Source organism: Niveispirillum irakense DSM 11586 (assembly GCF_000429645.1).
Taxonomy (GTDB): Bacteria; Pseudomonadota; Alphaproteobacteria; order Azospirillales; family Azospirillaceae; genus Niveispirillum; species Niveispirillum irakense.
The window spans coordinates 120,572-147,138 of the sequence record NZ_KE386934.1; the positions used below are offsets into that span (position 1 = coordinate 120,572).

18 protein-coding genes are annotated in these 26,567 nt (G+C 61.2%); 8 read left to right on the plus strand and 10 right to left on the minus strand.

Annotated elements, in window-relative coordinates; genetic code table 11:
* Window positions 1-13 precede the first annotated feature (13 nt).
* The 4 genes from G473_RS0119485 to G473_RS27945 are packed head-to-tail and all read right to left on the minus strand — an operon-like array spanning window position 14 to window position 6,539.
* Window positions 14-766, minus strand: coding sequence for an SDR family NAD(P)-dependent oxidoreductase (locus tag G473_RS0119485; RefSeq protein WP_029014478.1), 753 nt, complete (start codon window positions 764-766; stop codon window positions 14-16).
* An 18-nt stretch (window positions 767-784) separates the two neighbouring features.
* Window positions 785-2,068: an MFS transporter gene (locus G473_RS0119490; protein WP_035708389.1), complete on the minus strand. Its 1,284-nt coding sequence runs from the start codon at window positions 2,066-2,068 to the stop codon at window positions 785-787.
* A gap of 31 nt (window positions 2,069-2,099) precedes the next feature.
* The gene (locus tag G473_RS0119495; protein ID WP_029014480.1) at window positions 2,100-4,292 is read right to left on the minus strand and encodes a heparinase II/III domain-containing protein; all 2,193 of its coding nucleotides are present in this window, start codon (window positions 4,290-4,292) and stop codon (window positions 2,100-2,102) included.
* A gap of 27 nt (window positions 4,293-4,319) precedes the next feature.
* The gene (locus G473_RS27945) at window positions 4,320-6,539 is read right to left on the minus strand and encodes a polysaccharide lyase 6 family protein (protein ID WP_051330494.1); all 2,220 of its coding nucleotides are present in this window, start codon (window positions 6,537-6,539) and stop codon (window positions 4,320-4,322) included.
* A gap of 326 nt (window positions 6,540-6,865) precedes the next feature.
* Between G473_RS27945 and G473_RS0119505 the strand changes: the two genes are divergently transcribed.
* Both G473_RS0119505 and G473_RS0119510 read left to right on the plus strand, forming a co-directional pair.
* Entirely contained in the window at window positions 6,866-9,736 is a 2,871-nt protein-coding gene (locus G473_RS0119505) for a TonB-dependent receptor (protein ID WP_029014481.1), read from the plus strand.
* Between the two features lie 105 nt (window positions 9,737-9,841).
* A complete protein-coding gene (locus tag G473_RS0119510; protein WP_029014482.1) occupies window positions 9,842-10,585 on the plus strand; it encodes a FadR/GntR family transcriptional regulator in 744 nt (247 codons plus the stop codon).
* 194 nt (window positions 10,586-10,779) lie between these two features.
* Here G473_RS0119510 and ssb read toward each other — a convergent pair whose 3' ends face one another.
* Complete coding sequence (gene ssb, locus G473_RS0119515) at window positions 10,780-11,379, minus strand: single-stranded DNA-binding protein (protein ID WP_029014483.1); 600 nt, start codon at window positions 11,377-11,379, stop codon at window positions 10,780-10,782.
* 200 nt (window positions 11,380-11,579) lie between these two features.
* Here ssb and G473_RS27950 point away from each other — a divergent pair, with 200 nt between their 5' ends.
* The gene (locus tag G473_RS27950; protein WP_051330496.1) at window positions 11,580-11,966 is read left to right on the plus strand and encodes an MmcQ/YjbR family DNA-binding protein; all 387 of its coding nucleotides are present in this window, start codon (window positions 11,580-11,582) and stop codon (window positions 11,964-11,966) included.
* 103 nt (window positions 11,967-12,069) lie between these two features.
* A complete protein-coding gene (gene uvrA, locus G473_RS0119525; protein WP_029014484.1) occupies window positions 12,070-14,964 on the plus strand; it encodes an excinuclease ABC subunit UvrA in 2,895 nt (964 codons plus the stop codon).
* A 56-nt stretch (window positions 14,965-15,020) separates the two neighbouring features.
* Here uvrA and moaB read toward each other — a convergent pair whose 3' ends face one another.
* Both moaB and G473_RS0119535 read right to left on the minus strand, forming a co-directional pair.
* Window positions 15,021-15,551: a molybdenum cofactor biosynthesis protein B gene (moaB, locus tag G473_RS0119530; RefSeq protein ID WP_029014485.1), complete on the minus strand. Its 531-nt coding sequence runs from the start codon at window positions 15,549-15,551 to the stop codon at window positions 15,021-15,023.
* A 73-nt stretch (window positions 15,552-15,624) separates the two neighbouring features.
* On the minus strand, window positions 15,625-16,539 hold the full coding sequence (locus G473_RS0119535; protein WP_029014486.1) for a 4-(cytidine 5'-diphospho)-2-C-methyl-D-erythritol kinase: 915 nt from the start codon (window positions 16,537-16,539) through the stop codon (window positions 15,625-15,627).
* Between the two features lie 173 nt (window positions 16,540-16,712).
* On the opposite strand from G473_RS0119535, the gene pepF (G473_RS0119540) reads away from it, so the two are divergent.
* From pepF (G473_RS0119540) to G473_RS0119555, 4 genes are all read left to right on the plus strand, one after another.
* A complete protein-coding gene (pepF, locus tag G473_RS0119540) occupies window positions 16,713-18,611 on the plus strand; it encodes an oligoendopeptidase F (RefSeq protein WP_029014487.1) in 1,899 nt (632 codons plus the stop codon).
* A gap of 70 nt (window positions 18,612-18,681) precedes the next feature.
* On the plus strand, window positions 18,682-20,586 hold the full coding sequence (pepF, locus tag G473_RS0119545; RefSeq protein ID WP_029014488.1) for an oligoendopeptidase F: 1,905 nt from the start codon (window positions 18,682-18,684) through the stop codon (window positions 20,584-20,586).
* A gap of 113 nt (window positions 20,587-20,699) precedes the next feature.
* Window positions 20,700-22,286: an exodeoxyribonuclease VII large subunit gene (xseA, locus tag G473_RS27955; protein WP_084438377.1), complete on the plus strand. Its 1,587-nt coding sequence runs from the start codon at window positions 20,700-20,702 to the stop codon at window positions 22,284-22,286.
* A 192-nt stretch (window positions 22,287-22,478) separates the two neighbouring features.
* Window positions 22,479-23,990, plus strand: coding sequence for a sensor domain-containing diguanylate cyclase (locus tag G473_RS0119555; RefSeq protein ID WP_161631016.1), 1,512 nt, complete (start codon window positions 22,479-22,481; stop codon window positions 23,988-23,990).
* Here the strand turns inward: G473_RS0119555 and G473_RS0119560 are convergent.
* From G473_RS0119560 to G473_RS27965, 3 genes are all read right to left on the minus strand, one after another.
* A complete protein-coding gene (locus G473_RS0119560; protein WP_029014490.1) occupies window positions 23,972-24,541 on the minus strand; it encodes an RsmD family RNA methyltransferase in 570 nt (189 codons plus the stop codon). The genes G473_RS0119555 and G473_RS0119560 overlap by 19 nt on opposite strands.
* Window positions 24,522-25,856 (minus strand): pseudouridine synthase, encoded by a 1,335-nt coding sequence (locus tag G473_RS31235; RefSeq protein WP_084438381.1) that lies wholly within the window; start codon window positions 25,854-25,856, stop codon window positions 24,522-24,524. The genes G473_RS0119560 and G473_RS31235 overlap by 20 nt, the downstream gene beginning before the upstream one ends.
* A gap of 64 nt (window positions 25,857-25,920) precedes the next feature.
* The gene (locus G473_RS27965; RefSeq protein ID WP_245580185.1) at window positions 25,921-26,502 is read right to left on the minus strand and encodes a pyridoxamine 5'-phosphate oxidase family protein; all 582 of its coding nucleotides are present in this window, start codon (window positions 26,500-26,502) and stop codon (window positions 25,921-25,923) included.
* Between the last annotated feature and the right edge of the window lie 65 nt (window positions 26,503-26,567).

Below are 26,567 nucleotides of genomic sequence, written 5' to 3' on the forward strand. Positions count from 1 at the left end.
CAGAACCGCACCTTTAAGAGAAGAAGGTGCCGCCATTAATGTCGATACAAGCACCGGTGACAAAGCCCGCCTCTGCCGAGACCAGCCAGGCGACCAGATCCGCTACCTCCGTCGCTTCCCCCTCGCGGCGGAGCGGGGTGGAGCCGGCAACATTCTTGCGCACCTCCGCCTTGGTGAAAAGGTCGTGGAAGCTGGTGCTGATCATGCCGGGGCAGACAGCATTGACGCGGATGCCTGACGGCCCCAACTCCTTTGCCATGGCGCGGGTGAAGGTCATCACCGCCCCCTTGGCCGTGGCATAGGCGGACGCGCCGAACCCCCCACCATCACGACCGGCCTGGGAGGAGAAATTGACGATAGCGCCGCCCTGCTGCATCAGCGGCACCACGGCCTTTGTCGCCAGGAAAGCCGATTTGACGTTCAAGTCCATGACATGGCTGAAAAAATCGGCATCCATGTCAGCCAGCAGCTTGCGGGCGACAAGGCCCCCTGTGACATTGACCAGCAGGTCCACCCTGTCACCAAAGGCGGCTTTGGTTGCCGCCACCAGCCCGTCGACCTCCTCCGGCCTGGTCATGTCGGCACGATGCGCGATGGCCCGGCCACCGGCGGCCTGGATGGCGCTGACGGTCTCCGCCGCGCTGTCAGCGTCATTGTAATAATTGACCATAATGGCGGCCCCTTCGGCGGCCAGCCGCTGCGATACGGCGCGGCCGATATCACGGCCGCCACCGGTGACGATGGCAACCTTGTCCTTGAGCTTCATGCTCCTGCTCCTTGATATTTACGTCGATGGGGGGGACCCGTCCGGACGTACGGGCGTCAGACGCCCGCCCAGCAGCCAGACGGAAAGAACGGAAATTGGCACCAGCGACGCGCCCAGCGCGAAGATCGGCGCATAGGATTGGGCGGTCATTGCCGGCACCAGCCAAGTGGTGATCAGCACCCCGGCCACCGCCGCCGTGCCGGAAATGCCGGCCAGCGTGCCGACCGACCGGCCTGAGAACAGGTCACTGGGCAGGGTCTGGATATTGCCGATAGCGGTCTGGAACCCGAACAGAATCACCGCGATCAGCAGAACCGCCGCCAGGGGCGTAGCCGCACTGGCCGTCAGCAACAAAGACGGCAGCATGATCACCCCACCCAGGGTGATAACCGTGCGGCGCACCTTTCCAACCTGCCAGCCCCGGTGCAGAAGGCGTCCGGCCAGCCAGCCGCCGAACAGGCTGCCCAACATAGCGCCGACATAGGGAACCCAGGCGAACAGGCCGATCTGCTTGATATCGAAACCAAAGGTTTCTGCCAGATAGATCGGCAGCCAGGAAACGAACAACCACCAGACCGGATCGATGAAGAAACGGCAGAGGATGACTGCCCAGCTTTCCCGGTGACGCAGGATCTGCCCCCAGGTCGGGGCATAGTCGCTGTCAGCCGCTGCCCCCGCCGATTGCCGGCCGGACAGGATATGTGCCCGCTCCGCTTCGGTAATCCAGGGATGCCCTTCCGGCCCGGCGCGATAGACCAGCAACCAAGGGACCAGCCAGGCAAATCCCAAGAGGCCGACCAGCAGGAAGGTCGCCTTCCAGCCGATTGCCAGATAAAGGATGGCAATCAGCGGTGCCGAAATGATGGAACCCAGCGACGCGCCGGCATTGAACAGGCCCTGTGCGAAGGCCCGTTCCTTAACGGGAAACCATTCGGCATTCGCCTTCGCTGCACCGGGCCAGGCCCCGGCCTCCGACACGCCCAGCAGCGCGCGGACCAGACTGAACGCCATGATCGAACTGGCTAGCGCATGCAGCGCAATTGCCACCGACCACACGGCAATGGAGAGTGCAAAGCCGATCCGTGTGCCGATCCGGTCGAACAGCCGCCCGAACAGCGACTGGCCCAGCGCGTAGAACAGCATGAAAATGGTGACCAGCAGGGCGTAATCTTCCTTAGTCGCCCCGATCTGCGGTGCGATTTCCGGCCACATCACGGCCAGCGCATTACGGTCGATATAATTGACGACCGTCGCCACGCCGATCAGCGCGATGATCAGCCATCTGAGATTGGGCAGCTTCACGGCCTTATCCTCCCCGGTTTCTGGTTCCCGCTCATGGCTTCACATCGAACCGGGCAAAGGGGCCTTGCCAGCGGACGGGCGTGCCTTCCACAGTCACCGCGTGCCGGGCATCGGCGGCTGGATTGTCAGACACGGCCAGACGCAGGCGGGCACCGGTATGAAGCGTGAGGGTGATGACGTCACCCGTCGGCCCCGCCACATGCGACAGGCCGGCAACGCGGCTGCGCCCGCGCAGCGTATATTCGGCCGCGCCATTATATTCGCCATGCGGTTCCAGCACGCCGACGAAGCTGGCTTGGCGGGCGCCATCCAGCCGCTGGATCAGCATTGGTTCCCGGCGCAGGTTGAACTGGGGATCGTTGGCCCCGCTTTCCGCCAGGATCGCGGTGGCGCCCGCCTGCGGCAGGAAGCGGTAGGTATAGAACCGGTTGCCCAACAGCCAGGTCAGTGTGGCATTGCCGGCATCCGGCGTGCCCGTCGCATCCACCCAGATATGCTGGTAGCCCGACGCCTTGCCCAATACCGGCCGGACCTCATTATTGGAGGCAAGCGGGAAGCCGACATCCATGATATGGCCCTGGTAATGCAGGGGCAGGTCCAGCCGGGCGGGCTTATCCGACCGTACCTTCATCAGGTCGATGACGACAGGCTGATCCAGATCCGCATGGCCCAGCAGGGCCAGGGTGCGGGTGAAGCCCACCCCGTCATAAGCCCCCTCCATCCGGGCCGAGACGATGCGCATCTGATCATCGGCATGGAAGAACAGGGGCGTGGGCGCCACCGGCTGGGCACGCCGCAAATCCGCGTTAAAGTGGCTGGTTTCGTTCACCACCAAGGTATTGTGGGCCACCGTCTGTTTGGCCCAGCTTTTATTCTCCGGCAGATAGATGCCGCCGGCCTTGGTTTCGATATTCAGGAAACGGGCAGCGCCATAGTCGGACACCACCTCGCCGCCATTATCGTAGAAAATCCAGGACAGCTTGTCGAAATGGCCATGGCCCATACCCTGCGCCGTGTTCTTGGCCACCAGCACCTGCTGTTTCGGCCCGGTGCCGGCACGCAGGATGGCCAAGCTGCCATGGGTGCCATCCGGCCCATCGCCCAAATTCTGCGAAGTGAAATTGAATGGCGTGGCCTTGCCCGCCGCCACCGCCGCCGACAGGGCGGCCCCGTCAGGCGTCAACACGGCCTTGCCTTGCATCTGCGCCACGGACAGGAAACCTGTATCGCCGCTCCGGGCATAAGCGATGGCGACGGCCTGATACAGTTCCTCTGTCGCCAGCCCCTTATCCTTCATCGCGTCATTCAGCGGAAAGAACAGGCCGCCATATGTCAGGTTCACGCTAGTGCGTACCGCTTTCAGCAGCACGCCATCGCGGCGGGCAAAGATGCCACGCTGCGGTTCATTCTGTTCAATGGCGCGGGCAAAGCCGATAAAGGGCAGCAGCGCGTAACGCTGATAATAGGGCCCTTCCTCATAATAGCCATCGGGGGAAAAAAGCTGGTCCACCTGTTTCAGGAAACCAGCCGAACCCGACTTGTCCAGGCCCAGCAGCGCCTTTTCCACAAGGTCAGTATCGCGCAGCACATAGCCCGTCATGCCCACGGCTGCGACGGCCCAGGTGGCGTGATTATGGATCAGGTTAAAGTTCCGCGGCGACCCTTCGGACAGGAACCGGGCCATGGGCCGGAACACCTTATCCTCAATAGTCTTACGGTCTTTTTCGGCCATGGCCTGACGTACCGCGTCATAGCCCTGGACGGCGTAGAACAGCCAGTTGCTGTCATTCAGGGTCTGCCAGAACAGCCGGCCAGGGATTTCCCCCCGCCCCGCCGGATGCGACCCCAGGCCAGGATAAATTTCGGCATAGGCCAGCAGCATATCGCGGCTGAAATCCACATAGGCTTTATCGCCCGTAATGGCATAGAGCGCGCCTGCCTCGTACAGCGCGCGGAAGTTCCGTTTATGCTGTTCATGGGTGTAGCCGCCGCCGGGGTCCTTGGGCACCGGCACCTGGATGCCGGCTTGGCGTACTGCCTCCACAGTGGCCATGGCGCGCGCCAGCTCGGCGGCGAATAGGGGGTTCTGCCTGGCATCGCGCATGGCCTGTCGCCCGGCCTCGTCCACCAGCACGGGGGCGAGATCGGCGGGGGCTGCCTGCGTTGCCGGTGCCACGGCCAGCACCGCAAACGCGGCCATGGCGAACGAATGGCGGTGATACATGTTGCTCCTCCCTGGAACTGTCCGGGCTTATGGTTTGGGTGTGCCCGTGAATTCGTTGTCTTGGATGGTAATGACCGGCTCCCCCACCGTGCGGACGACGCTGACCATGCCGCTATCGGTGAAACGGTTGCCGGTGATGCGGATAGCCTGGACACCATGAAGGCGTAAGGAGGGGGCCTGTTGGCCCGTGCCCGCCCTGGTCACGCGGTTGCCCGTGAAATCCAGCCGGGGGCCGAACGTGCTTTCATCCTTGCCACCGCGATAGAGCGACAGGACACCGCCAGTCACATCGGAAAAAGAGGATCGGGTGATTTCGACGCTTTCGGCGTTATACAGCCCCAGATCATCGGTTTCGGCATCCAGCTTCAGCACAGTCCCGGTGATGTTGGTGAAGGTTGATCCATCCACCTGGATGAAGCCAGCCAGCGTGCCCTTGCCCGCCGCCAGCACGTGGAACGCCTTATTGACATCCAGGCCGGTGAACACACTGTTCTCCAGCCGCACTTCATAATTTCGCCCCATACCGTCGGCGGTGCGGATCACGGCATTACCAGTCGCATCCGGCGCATCGGCCCCATTGATGGTGACGCCGGTCAGGCGCAGGCTCCCCCCCTCCTCCACCCGGAACAGGCTGGGACGGGTGAAGCGGATTTCACCGTCCCCCCGTAGCCAGAGCGGCTTTGAGACGGCCAGCACCTCATCCACCCGGTACAGCCCCTGGCGCAGCAACAGCACATCACCGGCATCGGCCTTCGCGATGGCAGCGGACAGGGTGCCGTCACCGGGCGGAACTTCCAGCGTGCGGCCACTGCCGAAGCCGATTGGCGCCGCATCCTTGGCATACCAGGAGACACCGACATCTTCCTTCGCCACCGGCTGCAAATCCCGCCGCACACCGATGCCGGACAAAGCCGGGTCAACCGGATAGAGCAGCCCATTGGGCGCGCGGGCCAATTCCACAGGATGGCGGGTAATGCCGGGAACCGCCAAGGCGGGCTTTTGCACCGGCGTCTGAACATTGCCCTCGAAGGCGATGCCGGCCACATCATCCAGGACACGGAAAATCTCAGCCCCTTCCGCGCCCACGATCAGGTTCTGTGTGAAGCGGCTATTGGTCGGCGGGGCGGAACGTTCCTGATCGGCCCCCGCCGCCAGTTCGATGGAAGCGGCGTTGACAATACTGTTACGGGTGATGCTGGCATTCACCACCGGATCATACCGGTTGATGGGCCCGCCGGGCACGCCGTTCAAGACCGCGATGGCGCTGGCAAAACTTCTCCCCGCCAAGCCTTCCATATAATTATTGCGGATGGTCTGGTCGCGATTAATGACACGGATGCCGCCGGTATGGGGCTTGCCATTTCCCAGGAAGACATTGTCTTCAACGAGATTGCCGTTGCCGTGACGCAGGGTCAGGGCGCCAGCAGATTCCACAAAGACATTACCGCGATAGATATTGCCGCCGGATTTGTTGGAGATGATCTCCACTTCCCCGTCGCAGCGCTCGAAATAATTATACTCAACGACCGTACCGCTATTGCTGCGTGACTGGTGGCTAGTGCCCACACGGATGGTTTCACCGCCATTTGACCCCAGGCTGGGACGGGTGCCGAAATAATTGTGATCAATGCGGTGCCGGTTATCCAGGCCGTAGCGTGGTTCCCGCACCACCACCAGTGTCGCCCCCTGATTGGTCTTGCCGACAAGATGGTTATGGTCAAAACGGTTGTCGCTGCCATAGAGCGCCACCCAATGGTCGCTCTCCTGCCGGGACGGGCGGTTATAGCCATCAATCACCGTCTCTGTGACACGGGACTGGGTGGCCACGGCCCCCTTCTCCCCTCGGAACGCGATCACCTCCCCGGTGGGCGTATAGCCGTCACGGAAAACCAGCCCCGTCACCACCAGATGCGAACCCGCCAGCCGCAAGCTGGACCGGCCCGACAGGATCACCTTGCCCGGTGTCTGCGCCGCCAGGGTGATGGGTGCGCCCTCCTGCCCCTCAGCGAAGAAATCGACGCGGAAATCCCGCCATACTCCGTCCGCCAATACCAGCCGGTCACCCGGCCTGACGCTGGTCATCAGCGCTTGGAACTGCGCCTGGTCATGAACCAGCAGGACCCGGCCATGCTTCATGGCCGATAGCGCCATCGGGTCCGCCATCTGCGACGTACAGGCGGGCAGCACCGCCAGCAACGGCAAGGCAATAGACAGGCGGCAAAGGGACAAGAGGGCGCTGGACATCATCACCTCGCAGCGGATCGACGCGCATTCAGACCAATTTAGAAAAATATGTCAACCTGTTTTATATACCAAATTACCAACCCAATGATCTAGGAGCACTTGGCCCTATCGAGCGGATCAGCTCCAAACGGCGTTCTCCCGACCCCCACCCTGCTCTGCATACCGCTTTACCGAGGCGAGACCATTGGATTGAATAATTGGTTCATATTTTGCCAGACCAATTGGCATGGAAATCTGGTTGACATGGTGGTCAGGCGGATTTAGGGATTTGCTTAACAAGAACCTGTGACCAAGACAGAGAAGCAAGGGAGGAACGCGTGGGGAAGCGAATGATGAATCGCGCCGGCATGGTGCGCCTGGGTCTATTCTGTGGCGTAGCGCTCGCAGCCATGACCGCCACCGCCTATGGACAGGCACAACCTGCGCCGGCGGCCGAGGATGACACGCTGGAAGAGATTGTGGTGACCGGTGTCCGCGCGGCGATCCAGAGTTCCATCGAACAGAAGCGCGCAGCTTCTGTCGTGTCCGACGTGCTGTCGTCGGACGATATTGGCGATATCCCGGCCCTGTCGGTGGGCGAAGCCATTGAGAATATCACCGGCGCCGCCACCCACCGGGAAAAAGGCGGGGCGTCAGAAATCGCCGTGCGCGGGCTTGGACCCTTTCTGGGCGCCACCACCTTCAATGGGCGCGAAGCCAGCAATGGCTCCGGCGACCGGTCGGTGAATTTCTCCATGTTCCCCTCGGAACTGATCAACGGCATTGCCATCTACAAATCGCAGCAGGCCAATTTCGTGGAAGGTGGCGTGTCGGGCATTATCGACATGCAGACCATGAAGCCGCTGGATTTCGGCAAGCAGCGCATCCAGGTGGAAGGGCGCGGCATCTACCAATCCTATGACAAGCGGCTGAACGACAAGAATGGCCTGGGCTGGCGCGGTACAGGCACCTATGTCGACCAGTATGATTTCGGCAATGCTGGCGAGTTGGGCATCGCATTCGGTGTGCAGAAAGGAAAAAGCAACAATCCGGAGGAACTTTATACGTCCAGTTCCACCTGGGTTGCCTGCAACGCCAATGTGACCAGTGCTGCCACCGCCAATTGCCCGGAAGTAACACCCGCCAGCTACGCCTCTGGTGCGACGCCGGCGGGAACACCTTTCTATCTGGCGCCCGGCAGCCGCACCTTCTCCCAGATCACAGAGAATGATGATCGTGAAGCCTATATGGGCTCCATCCAATGGCGCCCGCGCGACTGGCTGGATATCAATCTCGACTATCAGAACTCAGTCTACAAGTTCTGGGAAAATCGCCAGCAACTGAATTTCTCAGAAGCATTGCGGGGTATGACCAACCGCATTGTCGATGAGAATGGCGCCCTTCTCGCCTATTCCGGCAACAGCACGCTGGAATCTACGCCGATGGAGCGTTCCCAGATCGAGAAATATGAGGGGGGAGGTATCAATGTCGCGGTCAACCTGTCCGACGCCCTGACCGTTTCGGCCGATTATGGCTGGTCCGACACCTACCGTTCCCGCGTGGACCGGGAAGTACGTATGCGCTCCAGCGCTACCGACATCAATGGCGCCCCTATTGCCGGCGTTATCGGCGGCCAGCGCGTGCCTTATACCTATGATGCCTCTTCTGGCTGGCTCCCCACCATCGGCGTCGGCGGTGGGTATGACGTGAACCGGCACGCCAATTTCAGCGCCGCCGCCCGCGTGCGCCGCACCGAACAGATCCGCTGGGACCAGATCGATGCCGGCAAGCTGGACGCGGTTTATACGCTGGAAGACGGGCCGATCACGGCCGTAAAGGTTGGCGGCCGTTACAGCGAACATCTGTTCCGCGACATTCCCCAGGATCGCCGGGAATATAATATCACCAGCACAGCCGCGAACGCCGCCGCCAACCGGGCCTGCCAGATCGCCTTCCCGCAGAAGGATTTCATGAAGGATGCCAAGGGCACGCCCATTTCATCCTGGGCGGCGTTCGATGCCAGTTGCCTGATGAACTCCCTGATCGGCACCGCCGATCCCGGTCGCAACGACGACATGCGCGCCATCGGCAACCGCGACATGGTGGAAAAGGCCACAGCCGGCTATGGCATGGCGGAATATGCGCTGGATCTGGGGGATGTGCCGGTCAGCGGCAATTTTGGCCTGCGCTATGTCCACACGGCGGTAACATCCATTGGTCTGCGCGGTGGGTTCGATGTGGTCACCAATCCGGATAACACCATCCGGCTGGTATCCAATGGAGAGTTTGAACGCCTGACCTATAAAGGCAAGAATGACGCCTGGTTGCCCAGCTTCAACGCTGCCTTTGATATGGCGGATGATTTCCGCATCCGCCTCGGCCTGTTCCGGGCGATGTCGCGCCCCGATCCGGAAGATCTGGGGGCCGGACGCACCATCAACCTGGAAAGCGGCACCAGCTTCACTACTGTGGAACAGGCGATCCGCTCCATCACGGCGGCAGGCAATCCGGAGATCAGGCCGCTGCTCTCCTGGAACGCCGATCTCTCCTTCGAATATTATCTGAACCGCGACAGCCTGTTCAGCGCCGCGATCTACTATAAGAAGTTCCAGGGCGGTTTCACCAACCGCGTTGTGAATGAACAGTTCAATGTCGGTGGGCGTGATATCACAGTGCCCGTCATCTTGACCGAGACCAGCGACAGCAAGAGCCGCATCTATGGTCTGGAACTCTCCGGGAGCTATCGCTTCTCCGACCTGCCCCATCCGTTCGACGGACTGGGCGTGAAGGCTAGTTACAACTATGCTGACAGCAATTACGAGAATGAAGACCTGCGCCTAGGCGATCAATATGATCCTGTCACCGGCCAGACCATTCCTGGCATCATTGATCCGGTCAACATCTTCGGCCTGTCCAAACATGTGCTTTCCGGCTCGGTCTATTATGAAATAGGACCGGTGGAATTGCAGGGTATCTATAAATACCGTTCACCCTATTTCCAGCAATTTGTCGGGTCGGCGGCCCAGAACCGGGTAGTCCGCTCGGCCGGTGTCATCGACTTCCGCGCCACATGGCGGGTCGATGAAAATCTGAGCCTGTCCTTTGAAGGGTCCAACATCAACAATGCCGAACGGGTGGAGGACATGCCCATCCGCGGCAGCGTGCGCGAGGTGCATCTTTATGGCCCGCGTTACTATCTGGGCGCGCGTTACCGTTTCTAAAGCATGACTAAAACGATGGGGGCGAACCAGGAGTAGCTTTGCCCCCATCCCGTACCTATGGTAATGACATTCCAGACCAATGGCAGGGATCAGGACCAAACCAAAGTGAAGCAGCGTCTATACCAGACCGTCACCAAGGCCATCATGGACCTGATTGAAAGCGGGGAATTTCCCGTGGGCAGTCGCCTGCCCGGTGAGCGGGAATTGAGCGAGCGGTTCAATGTCAGCCGCGTCACCATCCGGGAGGCGGAAATCGCCCTGGAAGCGCTGGGCTATATCACGGTCAAGATCGGTTCAGGCGCCTATGTGCAAAAGCCGAAAGGCGAAGCGGGCACGCAGTTACCCGACGTCTCTGCCTTTGAACTGACCGCTGCCCGCGCGGTGCTGGAGGCGGAAGCCGCAGCCTTGGCCGCTGCCAATATGACGGAAGAAGGTCTGGCCAAGCTGGAGCAGATCGTCCGCAAGATGGGTACCGTGAAGCATGGCGATATTGAGACCGGCGACGCACTGGACCGCCAGTTTCACCTGACCATCGCGCAACTGGGTGGCAACCCGGTGGTGGAACATACGGTCCAGAATCTCTGGCGCATGCGGACGGAATTACCCCGCGTGCGGGATGTTTATGAGAGTGTGTGCGTCTCCGACGCCCAGGCCCGGACCGACGAGCATGCGACCATCCTGGAAGCCTTGCGGCGTCGCGACCCTGCGGCATCGCGCGCAGCCATGCGCGAACATTTCCACCGCCTGTTTGAAGCGATGCTAACCGCCAGCGAGAAACGGGAACTGGAAGAGATCCGGCGGCGCACCAGTCAGGACCGCCAGCGCTTCCTTCTCACCACGCAAATATAACGTGCACTGTGAGCGCCGGGCAGACGGAAAAGTTGCTTTTAGAGGCTCTCAAAAGCGCTAAAGACGCACGAACCATCATGGCCGGCAAACGCGCATTTCTCACGCTGTTTCCATTCAACTGGGAAAGCCATCCGGCACCAATCTCTGGCTTAAATCCGGATGGCATCGCCCAGACACTGTAGAACGGTGCCGGCTCAGAACGGGATTTCGTCATCCAGGTCAGCGGCCGGGCTGGGCCGGCTGCTGCCACCCCCACCACCACTCCGCGGGGCGGAGGAGGAACCACCACGGCTGCTGCCGCCATAGCCCCCGCCGCCGCCACCGCGGTCCTCGTAACCGCCGCCATAGCCACCGCCAGCGCTGCTACCACCGCCACCAAAATCACCGCCGCGATCTTCATAACCGCCGCCGCCATAGCCACCGCCGGCCCCGCCGCCGCCTTCACGTCCATCCAGCAGGGTCAACTCACCCCGGAACTGGCGCAGCACCACTTCCGTCGTGTAACGCTCCTGCCCCTGCTGGTCCTGCCATTTGCGGGTTTCCAACTGGCCTTCGACATAAACCTTGCTGCCCTTGCGCAGATAGCGCTCCGCAATGCCGGACAGGTTCTCATTGAAGATCACGACGCTGTGCCACTGGGTACGCTCCTGGCGTTCGCCGGTGGCCCGGTCTTTCCAGGTCTCCGACGTGGCGATGCGCAGGGTGCAAACCTTGCCGCCATTCTGCAGGGAACGGACCTCCGGGTCCTTACCCAGGTTGCCGATCAGGATGACCTTGTTGACGCTGCCCGCCATGTGTCGCTCTTTCGCAAAATAGGATCAGGCCCCCATAAGGTGGGCCGTTCGTGCCGCACACTATAAGACCAGCCCCGGTCATTGCCACTGGATTAATTAAATCTCGGTTTTGCGAACAATACAAGAACATTGCAATCTGGCCCGGAACGGGTCATGGTGCAGCCCATTCTATACCAACCGCCGTTGCGGAGGTTTTAGCCATGACCGGCGCCGCCCCTTGTCCCGCTTTCCCCGAGGCGGAAAAAGCCTTGCTTGACAACGCCTTGTCCCTGCCGGAAGCGGTGGAAGATTTCCCCTGGGGCGACCGGGTGCTCAAGGTCCGGGGCAAGATATTCCTCTTTCTGGCGCAACAGAAAGGGGGCTTACGGCTCTCGATGAAGCTGCCCTTCTCCCGTGATTTCGCCCTGGATCTGCCAGAAGCCACACCCACAGGCTATGGGCTGGGTAAATCCGGCTGGGTTACCTTTATCTATCAGGAAGGGTCTGAACCGGATGTACCCCGTCTGATCCATTGGATGGGGGAGAGTTATCGCGCCGTGGCGCCCAAGAAGCTGGTGGCCCGGATGGAAGGCGCCATGAACGCCTAGCAGCCCCGCAACGGCCTGCCTTGGCAAGGCTTGCATCATCCTTATCTTCTCTCGCCTGTCCGCATTGATCCCCGATACCGGGCCTGGAGCCAGACCGACCGCCATGAACAAATATATCTCCGTCCGTGGTGCCCGTGAGCATAACCTGAAGAATGTCGATGTGGATCTGCCGCGCGACAGCCTTGTTGTGATCACCGGCTTGTCCGGGTCCGGCAAATCATCCCTGGCGTTCGATACGATCTATGCCGAGGGCCAACGGCGCTATGTAGAAAGCCTGTCCGCCTATGCGCGCCAGTTCCTGGAACTGATGCAGAAGCCGGATGTGGACAGTATCGAGGGATTGTCGCCGGCAATCTCCATTGAACAGAAGACCACCAGCCGCAATCCCCGCTCCACCGTCGGCACGGTGACGGAGATTTACGACTATATGCGCCTGCTCTATGCACGCATCGGCATCCCCTATTCTCCCGTCACCGGTCTGCCGATTGAGAGCCAGACGGTCAGCCAGATGGTGGACCGTATCCTGACCATGCCGGAAGGCACGCGCCTTTATCTGCTGGCCCCGATTGCGCGCGGCAAGAAAGGCGAGTTCAAGAAAGAACTGGCGGAGCTGCGCAAGCGCGGCTTCCAGCGCGTGAAGATCGACGGCGAGTTGATGGAGATCGAAGATGCGCCGGCGCTGGATAAAAAGCTGAAGCATGATATCGAAGTGGTGGTTGATCGGTTGAAGGTGCAGGCCGACCTGGGCAACCGGCTGGCCGATTCTATTGAGACCGGGCTGGAACTGTCCGACGGGCTGATCTTCGCCGAGGATGCCGACAGCGGTGAACGCACGGTGTTTTCAGCCAAATTCGCCTGTCCGGTCAGCGGCTTCACCATTGAGGAGGTGGAACCGCGCCTGTTCAGCTTCAACAACCCGTTCGGGGCCTGCCCCGCCTGCGATGGCCTGGGGTCGAAGCATTATTTCGATCCCATGCTGGTGGTGCCGGATGAACGGTTGAGCCTGCGTCAGGGCGCCATCGCGCCCTGGGCCAATTCCACCTCGCAATATTACCTGCAGACCCTGGAAAGCATCTGCCGCCATTTCAACAGCAATGTGGACCTGCCCTGGGAGAAACTGCCCAAGGAGGTACGGGATACTGTGCTGTTCGGGTCCGGCAAAAACCCCATCACCATGCGCTATGATGATGGCATGCGCGCTTACGAGACCAAGAAGTCCTTCGAAGGCGTGGTCAATAATCTGGAACGCCGCTGGAAAGAGACGGAAAGCGCCTTCGTGCGGGAAGAACTGGGTAAGTACCAGTCTTCCCAACCCTGTGAAGCCTGCGGTGGGGCGCGGCTGAAGCCGGAAGCCCTGGCCGTGAAGGTGCGCGGCCTGAACATTGCGGAAATCAGCCGCATGTCGATCCGCAAGGCCGGCGAATGGTTTGGCGAACTGGACGCGCATCTGACGCAGAAGGAACGCGATATTGCCACCCGCATCCTGAAGGAAATCAACGAGCGGCTTGGTTTCCTCAACAATGTGGGGCTGGAATATCTGGCGCTTGACCGCGCCTCCGGCACCCTCTCAGGCGGCGAGAGCCAGCGTATCCGGCTGGCGTCGCAGATCGGGTCCGGCCTGACCGGCGTGCTTTATGTGCTGGACGAACCCTCCATCGGCCTGCACCAGCGCGATAATGACCGGTTGCTGACCACGCTGAAGCGCCTGCGTGACATCGGCAATACGGTCGTGGTCGTGGAACATGACGAGGATGCCATCCGGGAGGCCGATTATCTGGTGGATATGGGGCCGGGTGCCGGCGTCCATGGCGGCACGGTCATCGCCCAGGGCACCCCGGCGGAGGTGATGGCGCATCCGACCAGCCTGACTGCCCAATATCTGTCCGGCCGTCGCCGGATCGAAGTGCCGGTTGTGCGCCGGCCCGGCCATCCCGGCCAGTTCCTGGAAGTGGTGGGCTGCCGCACCAACAATCTGCGCGATGTGACCGCCAAGGTGCCGCTGGGTACCTTTACCTGCGTCACCGGCGTGTCGGGTGGCGGCAAATCCACCCTGATCATCGAAACGCTTTACAAGGCGCTGGCCAAGAAGCTGATGGGCGCCAGGGAGCATCCGGGGGAGCATGACGCCATCCATGGGCTGGAGAATATCGACAAGGTGATCGATATCGACCAGTCACCCATCGGGCGCACGCCGCGTTCCAACCCTGCAACCTATACCGGCTGCTTCACCCCCATCCGCGACTGGTTCGCCGGTCTGCCGGAAGCAAAGGCGCGCGGCTATGGGCCAGGGCGCTTCAGCTTCAACGTCAAGGGCGGGCGGTGCGAAGCGTGCCAGGGCGATGGTGTCATCAAGATTGAGATGCACTTCCTGCCCGACGTCTATGTCACCTGCGATGTTTGCCACGGCAAGCGCTATAACCGCGAAACGCTGGAAGTTTTCTATAAAGGCAAGAGCATAGCCGATGTTCTTGATATGACGGTGGAGGAAGGGGCGGAATTTTTCCGCGCGGTGCCATCCATCCGCGACAAGCTGGAAACGCTGGACCGGGTGGGGCTTGGTTATGTGAAGATCGGTCAGCCCGCCACCACCCTGTCAGGCGGGGAGGCACAGCGCGTGAAGCTGGCCAAGGAGCTGGCGCGTCGTTCCACCGGCCGCACCATCTATATCCTGGATGAACCCACCACCGGCCTGCATTTCGAGGATGTGCGCAAGCTGCTGGAAGTGCTGCACACGCTGGTGGACCAGGGCAATACGGTGCTGGTGATCGAACATAATCTGGAGGTTATCAAGACCGCCGACTGGGTGATCGATATGGGACCGGAAGGCGGATCCGGCGGCGGCCAGATCGTGGCCGCTGGTACGCCAGAAGATGTGGCGGCCAGCAGTGCCAGCCATACCGGCCATTATCTGGCACCCTATCTGTCAGCGAAGCCTTCAGCCGCTGCCGTGACGGCGAAAGAAGCCGCCCCGAAGCGGAAGAAGAAGGCAAGCGCCTGAGCGTCAAACCAAGCGAGGGTCAAGAAAGGGGCGGCCTGCGGGACCACCCCTTTTCATCACCGCTCCATCAGGCGCGGCATCAGTTCCACAAGGTTGCAGGGGCGGTGCCGGTTATCCAACTGCCATTTCAGGATCAGATCCCAGCCATCACGGCAGGCGCTGGGGCTGCCCGGCAGGGCGAAAAGATAGGTGCCGCCCGCCACCCCGCCCGTGGCGCGGGACTGCAAGGCCGAGGTGCCGATCTTCTCGTAAGAGAGCATGCGGAACATCTCGCCAAAACCGGCAATCGTCTTCTCAAACAGGCTTTCAAACGCTTCCGGCGTCACATCCCGACCGGTCAGGCCCGTACCGCCGGTAGAGATGACGACATCCACTTCCGGGTCGGCAATCCAGCCGCGCACACGCGCGATGATGGCATGCACATTGTCGGGCACGATGGCCCGGTCAACCAGACGATGGCCATCCCCGGTCAACCGTTCAACCAGCGTATCGCCGGACTTGTCGGTGCTGGGGTCGCGGGTGTCGGAGACGGTCAGCACCGCGATATTCACCGGCAGGAAAGGGCGGGTCTCATCAATACGGGCCATGGTGAAATTCCTGCTTATCTGAGCTTTGAAGAATAAGAGTGGCGATGAAGCGGACTGGACGCTGCGGCGGCGCTCACACCGCTATTGCGTCCCCTTCCCCCACTGTTTCCACGGCAGCAACATCATTGACCAGGGCGGCGGGCTGCACCCACCAGCCGGGCCGGACGCGAGAGATCATCGTGCCCGCCGCCACGGCGCCATCCGCATCAGCGTAAAGCCCGAAGCAGGTAGCCCCACTGCCGGACATGCGCGCCAACAGACAGCCGGGTGTCATCTCCAGGGCGGCCAGTGCCTCTGTTACCGGTTTGGCGAGGCTCTGCGCCGCCATGGAAAGATCGTTGCGCCGATCCCGCAGGGCATCGGCCAGATCCGCCACTGTCGCCGGCATATTGTCCAGACGCCCAGGGTCGGAATAGGCCCCGGTACGGGCGGCGAAGACCTGGGGGGTGGACAAGGCGACGCCTGGATTAACCAGAAGAACCCAGCTTTCCGGCAGGTCCGGCGCCGGGGTCAATTCCGTACCCGTGCCAGCAAAATAAGCGGTGCGGCCCGCCAGACAGACCGGGACATCGGCACCCAGGGTGGGCGCGATGCGGGCAAGCACCGGGTCATCCGGTTCCAAACCCCACAAGGTCGCCACCGCGCGCAGGGCGGCAGCGGCATCAGCCGATCCGCCGCCGATACCCGATGCGACAGGCAGGTTCTTAAATAGCGTGATCGAAAGATCGGCCGGGCGGTCCAGGGCCGCCGCCAAGGCCTTCACGGCCTTTGCCACCAGATTACTGTCCGTATCCTCCATCAACAGCGACAGGGCGAACGGTCCCTGGATGGAAAGGCTGAAGCCGTTGCCGGGCGCAACCTCGATCAGATCATGGGCGCTGGCGAAGGCCACCAGACTGTCAAGCTGGTGATAGCCATTGGCGGCCCGGCCCAGCACATGCAGATAGAGGTTCAGCTTGGCGGCTGCGGCGGCGCGGATCGCGATCATGACAGTGCGATATCCCTGTTGCGGAATGGCTTATGGCAGCGACCATAGCCGGTGGCGGCGTTTGAAACCACTCCGTTACAAATTCGATGAAACGGTGAAGGGCTGCTCGTTTATAAACAAGGGAAAATCCGGGCAACGGATAAAGCCCGGCCTTCCACCTGAACGGGGACAGCATGACCACACATATTGCCAAACAGCTTCTCGCCGCCACTGCCATCGCCCTGGTTGGCGCCCTCAGCCCCCTGACAGCCGCGCAGGCGCAGGCACCGCAGGCTGCCGCCGCCAAAGTGGATGACAAGCTGGTGTGGGATCTGGCCCCCATCTTTAAAAGCCCGGCTGACTGGGACAATGCCCGCAAGAAACTGCTGACCGATCTTGACGAGGCGAAGAAATGGCAAGGCACCCTGGGCAAGGATGCCGCCACCCTGCGGACCGTCATGGACCGGATGTCGGCGCTGAACCATCAGGCGGAAAAGCTGCAGGTCTATGCCTATCTGCAATATTCCACCGACACACGCGACAACGCCTATCAGGAACGCCTGAACCTGTCGCAATCCATGGCCGCCCAGGCATCCGCCGCCATCGCCTGGTTCGCACCAGAAGTTCAGTCGCTGGGCGAGGACAAGATCAATGCCTTCATCAAGGCTGATAAGGGGCTGGAAAAGCATGCTGTCCGCCTGCATGACATTCTGCGGCTGAAGGCACATACATTGACCCCGGAAACCGAAGCCGCCATCGCTGCCTTCGGCCCCATCTTCGGGTCTGCCAGCAATACTTATTCCGTGCTGGCCAATGCCGATATCGACTGGCCGGAAATCACCCTCCCCGACGGCACCAAGAAGAAGCTGAACCAGTCCGGCTATGGCCAGTTGCGGCAGGATCCTGACCGGGCCGTGCGCAAGCAGGTGTTTGACCTGTTCTGGACCAAGTTCGGCCAGTATGAAAATACAATGGGCAATACGCTGGCTGCCGCTGTACAGGCCGGCACCATTGATGCCAAGCTGCGCCATTACCCCACGGCCGTGGCCGCCTCACTTGCCGCCAATGACATCCCGGAAGCGGTCTATCGTACCCTGGTAGCGGAAGCGAATAAGGGGCTGCCGACCCTGCACCGCTATTTCAAGCTGCGGCAGAAGATGCTGGGCCTGCCGGACCTGCATTACTACGATATCTATCCGTCGCTGGTGCAGCTTGACCGCAAGTTCACCTTTGATGAATCGCGGACCCTGACCCTGGCGGCCACCAAGCCGCTGGGCAAGGATTATACCGCCACCCTGGACCGGATCACCGCCAAGCGGACCATGCATGTGATGCCGGCAGAGGGGAAGGAAAGCGGCGCCTATCAATGGGGCACCTATGGCATTGATCCTTATGTCTTCCTGAACCATCAGGATGATTTTAACAGCATGACCACCTATGCCCATGAATGGGGCCATGGCATGCACACGGCCCTTGCCAACGCGGCACAGCCTTATGAAACGGCAGGCTATCCGCTGTTCGTGGCGGAGATCGCCTCCATCACCAACGAGATGCTGCTGTCCGATTACATGTTGAGCCGGGCAGAGACGCGGGAAGAAAAGCTGTTCTATCTGGGCCAAGCCCTGGAAGGCATGCGCGCCACCTTCTTCCGCCAGACCATGTTCGCAGAATTTGAACTGGCCACACATGACGCGGTGGAACGGGGAGAGGCGATCAGCGGCTCCCGCATGAAGGAAATCTATTGCGACCTGCTGAAGCGCTATCATGGCGACAAAGAAGGCGTCATGAAGATTGACGAGAAATATTGCGCGGAATGGAGCTTCATTCCGCATTTCTACCGCGCCTTCTATGTCTACCAATATGCCACCTCCATTGCGGCGGCGGCCTATTTCGCCGATGAAGTGCAGAAGGGGGGCGACAAGCAGCGTGACCTGTTCCTGTCCGTGCTGAAGGCTGGCGGGTCGGAATATCCATATCCGCTGCTGAAGAAGGCGGGCCTGGATATGGCCACCCCTGCCCCCTATCAGGCCCTGATCCGCCGCATGAACACCATCATGGACGAGATGGAAAAGCTGCTGGCGGAGAAGAAGTAACCGTCTGACCCTACATGGCGCGGATAAATATCCGCGCCATTTTTTAATGAAAAATCAATAGAGCGATCCCATGCACATGAAGAACCGTTTGCGCAACCGGCTGGCCGGTGCCGCCGCCATTGCCCTGTTTGCGGCACTGTCTCCCCTTTCCATGGCGCAGGCCCAGCAGGCCCCCGCCGCTGCCGCCAAGGTGGATGAGCGCTATGTCTGGGACCTGAGCGTCCTTTACAAGGATCGCGCCGCCTGGGATGCGGAGCGCAAGGCCATTGCCGCGGAACTGCCCGCGCTCACCGCGATGAAAGGCACATTGGGCAAGGATGCCGCGACCCTGCGCACCGCACTGGACAAGGTATCGTCGATCTATCTGCGGATGAACCGGCTGTCAGTCTATATGTCCACCCAGTTCTCCACCAACGCCCGTGACAATGCGGCCCAGGAAGGCAGCAATCTTGTCCGGCAGCTTGGTGCCGATATCGGCAGTGCCACAGCCTGGATGGAGCCGGAAATCCAGGAGCTGGGGGCGGACAAGATCAGCGCCCTCATCAAGGCCGACAAGGGGCTGGAAAAACACGCCTTCGGCCTGCATGACACGCTGCGCAAGAAAGCCCATACGCTGGGCCATGAGGCCGAGGCCGCTTTGGCTGCCGTTGGTCCCGCCATGTATAATGCCGGCTCCACCTACCAGCTTCTGACCAGTTCCGACATTGACTGGCCGACCGTGACCCTGCCCGATGGCAGCACGGCCAAGATCAACCAGGTGGGCTATTCAAAGCTGCGGGAAAGACCGGACCGGGCGGTGCGCAAGCTGGCCTTCGATACGTTCTGGACCAAGTTTGGCCAGTACACCAACACCGATGGCAGCCTGCTGGCCAACCGCATCCAGGCCGGCGTGGCCATGGCCAAGCTGCGCAATTATCCGAGCGCCGTGGCCGCCTCCCTGGCACAGAACGACATTCCGGAAAGCGTCTATCGCACGCTGGTGGCGGAAACCAACAAGGCCCTGCCGACACTGCACCGCTACCTGAAAATCCGTCAGCGGATGCTGAACCTGCCGGATCTGCATTATTACGATATCTATCCGCCCATCGTGGAACTGGACCGCAAGTTCCCGATCGACGAGGCCAAGACCCTGACCCTGGCTGCCGTGAAGCCACTGGGCAAGGATTACAGCCGCGGCCTGGAAGAAGCGCTGAAGGGCCGCTGGATGCATGTTTACCCGGCGGAAGGCAAACGCCCCGGCGCCTATCAGACCGGTGTGTTCGGCGTGCATCCGTTTGTGTTCCTGAACCATCAGGACACGTTCGACAGCGTGTCGACCTTTGCCCATGAATGGGGCCATGGCATGCATACCAAGCTGGCCGACGCGACCCAGCCTTACGAGACCTCCGATTACTCCCTGTTCGTGGCGGAAGTTGCGTCCATCACGAACGAGGTGCTGCTGTCCGACTATATGTTGAGCCGGTCGGAAACCAGGGAAGAGAAGCTGTTCTATCTGGGCCATGCCCTGGACAGCATGCGCGGCACCTTCTTCCGCCAGACCATGTTCGCAGAGTTCGAACTGGCCACCCATGACGCCATGGAACGCGGCGAGGCCCTGTCAGGCCGCAAGATGAACGATATCTATTGCGACCTGCTGAAGCGCTATCATGGCGACAAGGAAGGCGTCATGAAGATCGACGATGCCTATTGCGCCGAATGGCAGATGGTCAACCATTTCTACCGTCCCTTCTACGTCTATCAGTACGCCACCTCCATGGCAGCGGCGGCCTATTTCGGGGAGCAGATCGAAAAGGGCGGTGCGAAGGAGCGTGACGCCTATCTGGCCGTGCTGAAGGCCGGTGGCTCGCAATATCCCTACCAGCTTCTGAAGCAGGCCGGCGTGGACCTGGCCACACCCGCCCCCTATCAGGCCCTGATCCGTCGCATGAACGCCACCATGGACGAGATCGAGAAACTGTTGAACGAGAAGAAGTAAGCACCTGTCCCCCCGCCGGCCTTTGGCTGGCGGGGGATACAAGGCATCATTGATCATGCCCGCGTTCATGATGCTTGGCCCGGACATGATGGCGCGTCTATCATCGCGCCATCATGAGCGATTTTTTCTCCGATCCCGCCCCCACCCGTCCCGGCAATAATCTGCCGGAACTATCCGTCACGGACCTGTCCCGCGCGCTGAAGCGCACGGTGGAGGATGCGTTCGGCTATGTCCGGGTGCGGGGGGAAATCAGCCAGCCCAAGCGCCATTCCTCCGGCCATCTTTATCTGCGGCTGAAGGACGATGCTGCCGTGATCGAGGCGGTATGCTGGAAAGGCGTGGTTGCCCGCCTCGCCATCCGGCCCGAAGAGGGGATGGAAGTTGTCTGCACCGGCAAGCTGACGACATATCCCGGCCGCAGCCAGTACCAGCTTGTCATTGAAAGCATGGAACTGGCCGGCGAAGGCGCCCTGCTGAAGATGCTGGAGGAGCGCAAGCGCCGGCTGGCCGCCGAAGGCCTGTTTGCGCCGGAGCGTAAAAAACCCCTTCCCTTCCTGCCGAAGACTATCGGCGTGATCACCAGCCCGACCGGGGCTGTGATTCGTGACATCCTGCACCGGCTGGCTGACCGTTTCCCCCGCCATGTCCTGCTCTGGCCTGTGGCGGTTCAGGGGGATGGCGCTGCCCAGCAGGTGGCCCGCGCCATCCAGGGCTTCAACAGTCTGGAAGCCGGCGGCAAGGTTCCCCGGCCCGATCTGCTGATTGTGGCCCGTGGCGGCGGCAGTCTGGAAGACCTGATGGCCTTCAACGAGGAAATCGTGGTGCGGGCGGCGGCGGCCAGCCATATCCCATTGATCTCCGCCGTGGGGCATGAAACCGATACAACGCTGATTGACTTTGCCAGCGACCGCCGCGCGCCCACCCCTACGGCAGCCGCCGAAATGGCCGTCCCGGTACGCGGTGAATTGCTGGCGCAGGTGCTGGATGATGGCCGCCGGCTTCATGGCTACATCGCGCGGGGGCTGGAATTGCGGCGCCAGCATGTAGCGGGTCTGGCGCGCGGGCTGGGTGATCCACGCTCCCTGCTGGAGGGGTTGGTACAGCGGCTGGACGACCGGGGCGAAAGGCTGGACATGGCCATGCGGACCGGGTTGGAACGCCGGGCCACCGTCACCCGGCAACTGGCGCTGAAGCTGCGCCACCCGCAAGACGTGATCCGCCTTGCCACCCTGCGGCTGGATGGCGCTGCCCGCGCCTTGTCCACCGGGCTTGCCGGCACGGTGCGTTTAGCGGATGGGCGGTTCCACCGCACCGCCGACCGGCTGACCCTGCGCCCCCTGACCCGATCCCTGGAAGAAGCACACCGTCAAATGGTGGAACTGCCGGCCCGGTTGGACCGGGCCCATCTGGCAAGGCTGGATAAGGCGGGGCAGAAACTGGCCACGCTGGGACAGTTGCTGGAAAGCTATTCCTATCGCGGTGTGCTGGCGCGGGGATTCGCGCTGGTCACCGATGAGCAGGGGGCACCTGTAACCAGCGCGGTGGACACAAAACCCGATATGCCGGTCACCGTTGCCTTTCAGGATGGCGCGGTGGCAGGCCGCCTGCGGCCGGATGAAACGGCGGCACCCCCTAAGGCCGGACAAATGCAAAAACGCCGCAATGAAAATAGCAGGCCGGCACAACCGACCTTATTCTAAACTGTTTCTGCCCAACACTCTTGCTTCGACCAAAGTATAGGTCTGGCAGCCTGTTTTCATTGGAAAATCCCCTTCGCCTATACGAAGGGACGTATCGTGCTGCCTTACCGGCAGTTGATCCGTGTTTATACTGCCGGCATGCGGATACACACGTTCAGATATGGCCGAACAGCCGGTTGGTTTGCGGGGCCCGTGCTTGAGACACTTTTTGTGGGATTAAGCGCGATTCTTGCTATCGGCATGCTGGCAATCATCATGTTGCAGTTGCTGAATGATCGTGAAGATGTCGGCAATGAGGCCGTAAAGATCGAGGATAATATCAGCCTCATTCTCTCCGCCTATGTTGAACAAAGACTGGGGCTTCTAGAAACACTGCTCAAAGGGGTGCGGGAATCCCTGCCTGTGGAAGGGCCGACGCAGCCAACACCCATCACTGAAGACCGGATCAGCCAGCTTCAGAGTGCGATGGAAGATACATTATCGGCTGTGGTGATTCTTGACCATCAAGGCATCATCCGCGCCAGTTCCCACAAGAACCGACTTGTCGGGACCGATCTTTCATCGCGTGAATATTTCAAATATCATCAGAATAATAGTGGGATGGGGCTTTTTCTCAGTGGTCCGATCAATACGGTTAAGACGAAGGAGCCAGCCCTGATTTTCAGCCTGAGGGTTGAGGACGCACGGGGTGAATTCGTGGGGGTTATCTCAGCCGCCCTTCGTCTTTCCTATTTCGATACTTTGTTTTCACGCCTCAATCTTCCCAAACATAGCTCCATCACCCTGCTGCTGAATAAAGGGATTGCGCTGGCCCGCCGGCCTACCGTGCCGAATTTGGCGGGAACGGACCTGTCAAATTCACCTGCACTGATCAAATCAGAACAGCAAGGAGAGCAGGTATTCGAAGCCGTGGCGCAATTAGATCAAATCAACAAGCTCTACGTCTCCAGAAAGATCAGCCACTATCCTTTGCGGATCAATGTCGCCTGGTCAGTGGAAGAGGTGTACCGGGAATGGACAGTCAAGGCCATCATCATTGGTATTGTCACAACCCTCTTCTCAGCGGGGATCATTACCCTGCTGATCGTCCAATACCGGATGAACGGATGGCTGCGGGGGACGCATGAAGCCCTTAATCAAGCCAATCGAGAGTTGCAGTTACAGGCCGGGACGGACGGGCTGACCGGTATCGCCAACCGGCGGCGGCTGGATGAATATTTGAACTCAATTCCCCCCGGCCGCAAAACTGCACTGCTTCTGCTGGATGTCGACCATTTCAAATATTTCAATGACCGGTATGGCCACCTTGCCGGTGACACCGCTTTACGCGAGGTCGCCCATTGCATCGCCGGGGCCGTGCGCGGCGCCCAGGATATTGTTGCGCGATATGGCGGCGAGGAATTCGCCGTTGTTCTGGCACAGTTGAGCCCTGAAGCCGCTCTTCAGGTCGCCCAGCGCATCAGGGACGACGTGCAGGCCCTGGCCATCCCGCACCAGGACAGCCCCCATGAGGTTGTCACCATCAGTATCGGTCTTGCATGGATGGATGAAAACCACATGGCCAGCACGGGTGGCCTGATCGCCACCGCCGATGAAGCGCTCTATCTGGCCAAAACACAGGGACGCAACCGGGTTGTCCTGGCTGACAAACCGTGTCTGGACGCGCAGAAAATCACACCCCCGTTTCAGCAGGCCGCTTCGTAACGAAGGAACAGGATGCGGGCCTGGCTATAATCCCGCTCATCCAACAGATTGAAGCCAGGGGGCGGCGTGAATGGGTCTTTCGCCCCAACCTCCACGCAGATCAACGCCCCAGCGGCCAGCCAACCGGCACCGGCCAGACCGGTCAGTGCAGGGGCTGCCAAATCCTGCCCATAGGGCGGATCCAAAAAGACCAGCGTTGCCGCATCCGGCGCCAAGGGTGGCAGGGCGGCATCCCCAAGGACGAAACGGCACCTGCCCGTCTCGCCCAAACTCTGTGCGTTACGGCGGGCAATCTCCAGGGAAGAACGGGCCTTGTCCAGAAACAGGGCCTGTACGGCCCCCCGGGACAGGGCTTCCAGCGCCAACGCCCCCGTGCCGCAAAAGGCATCCAGGACAATAGCCCCCTCGAAAACCCCCTCCTCCCCCCCCCAGTCGCCATGGCTGAGGATATTGAAAAGGGACTGCCGGGTCCGGTCACTGGTAGGGCGCACATCGCGCCCGGTGGGCGCCTCCAGCGACCGTCCGCGATGCTTACCGCCGACGATCCGCACCCTTGCCCCCAGCAGGATTACGCGATGACTGCTTATTGCCTGCCGGTGCCGCCGATCCAGGTGCCGGCGCCGATGCGGCAGACCGGCGGGACGGCTTGGCCGATCCCGTTTTCTCCGGCGGCGGGATATCTCCCTTGGACAAGGCGCGATCCATGGCCGCAACCGCCTTGCGGGCAGCATCGGACAGGGCCATACCGCCCTTCTTCCCAACCGGCTTCGCCGGCTGTGCCGCAGCCGGCCCTGCCTTGGCAGCGGCGCGGGCCTCCTGCTTCTCCGGGTTGAAGGTTGTGGCGGCGGGCTTGCGCTTGCCGCCCATCATCCGTTCCACGCTGGCGCGGGCCTTATCGGCGGAGGGGCGCGACGTGCCGGGCTTGGCAGCGGGCTTTGCCGGGGCCGGCTTGGTCCCTTTGGTGGCCGCAGCCGGGGCCACAGCGGCAGCGGCTTTGGTCAACCGGTCATAACGCATGCGCGGCGCCCGGACATCCTCCGTCGGCTCTTCCGGTGCGTCGTCGGGGAAGAAGGCGGGGATCTGGTCACGCAAGACACGGCGCGGCACCTCTTCCACCGCGCCCCGCTCAAGCTTGCCCAACTGGAAAGGACCATAGGCAGTGCGGATCAGGCGGCTGACGGGCAGGCCCAGATAATCGAAGACGCGCCGAACCTCGCGGTTTTTGCCTTCGCGCAGGCCCACCGTCAGCCAGGAATTATAACCGACGGTCCGGTCGATTACCGTTTCAATGGGACCATAAGCGATCCCATCAACAACCACCCCTTCTTCCAGGCGGCGCATGGTTTCTGCCGTCGGCACCCCATGGACGCGGATGCGATAGCGGCGCAACCAACCGGTGCTGGGCAATTCCAGGAAACGGGCCAGCCCGCCATCATTGGTGAGCAGCAGCAACCCTTCAGAGGAAAGGTCCAGGCGACCGACAGAGATCACACGCGGCAGGCTTGACGGCAGATTGTCAAAGACGGTGGCGCGTCCCTGCTCATCCCGGGCGGTGGTCACCAACCCGTCCGGCTTGTGATAACGCCACAGGCGCGTCGGTTCCGGCATCGCCACAAGGCGGCCATCCACCTGCACCCGGTCCTGGTCCGTGACCAGGAAGGCCGCCGTATCCAGCACGCGGCCATTCACGCTGACCCGTCGATCGGCGATCATCTTCTCCGCATCACGGCGGGAGCAGATGCCGGCACGGGCCAGGCGCTTGGCAATACGTTCACCACCCACAACATGCGTGGGGGCATCAAGGGCATCATCAGCGGCGTCATCAACGGCCACCTGATGCAGGGGATCATAGCTGTTCTGGGACATAGGCGCGGACTTTACGCGCGACCGGGCCGCAGGTAAAGCACGGGCCCCTATCCGCAATCACAGATCAGGCGTTCCAGCCGCGCCGGTCAGGCGTGCCGGGCACCTCTTCCGCGATATTCCCCAGCTTTTCATGGTCACCAGGATTGGGCGGCTCACCCGTCAGGCGGGCTTTGACATAGCCATAGAGGAAAACCATGGTGGCAGACGGCGAATCCCAATATTCCGCCGCCTCCACGGTCACGGCCAGCAGCACCATGTCGGCATCGTCAATGCCCTTGGGGAACCAGGTCCGCATCGGCTCCCGCCATAGCTGCTTCATCAGGCCCCGGTCCGTCACCACCCGCCCCCGTCCGGACACGGAAACATAATCCTGTTTGCCAGGATGGGCGAAGGACAGACCGACATGCTCATCCTGCATGATCTCCGCCACCTTGGGCGAGGAACGGCGGGTGAAAAAATAGAGGCTGCCGTCGAAACGGTCATTGCTGCACCACATGGGGCGGGAGCGGAACTTGTCGCCATCGAACGTGGTCATCATCGCCACATCGATATGCTTGATCATTTCCCACAGCTTGTCGGCCTTCTCATCCGCGCCGGGTGAGATGCCCCTGGTGGAGTCCACAGAGGGGTTCTGGTGGAAGGTCACGTCGCTTCTCCCTTGGATTGCTTTCGTTCCCAAAGGCAACGGCGCGCAAGCGCCGACGGTTCCCC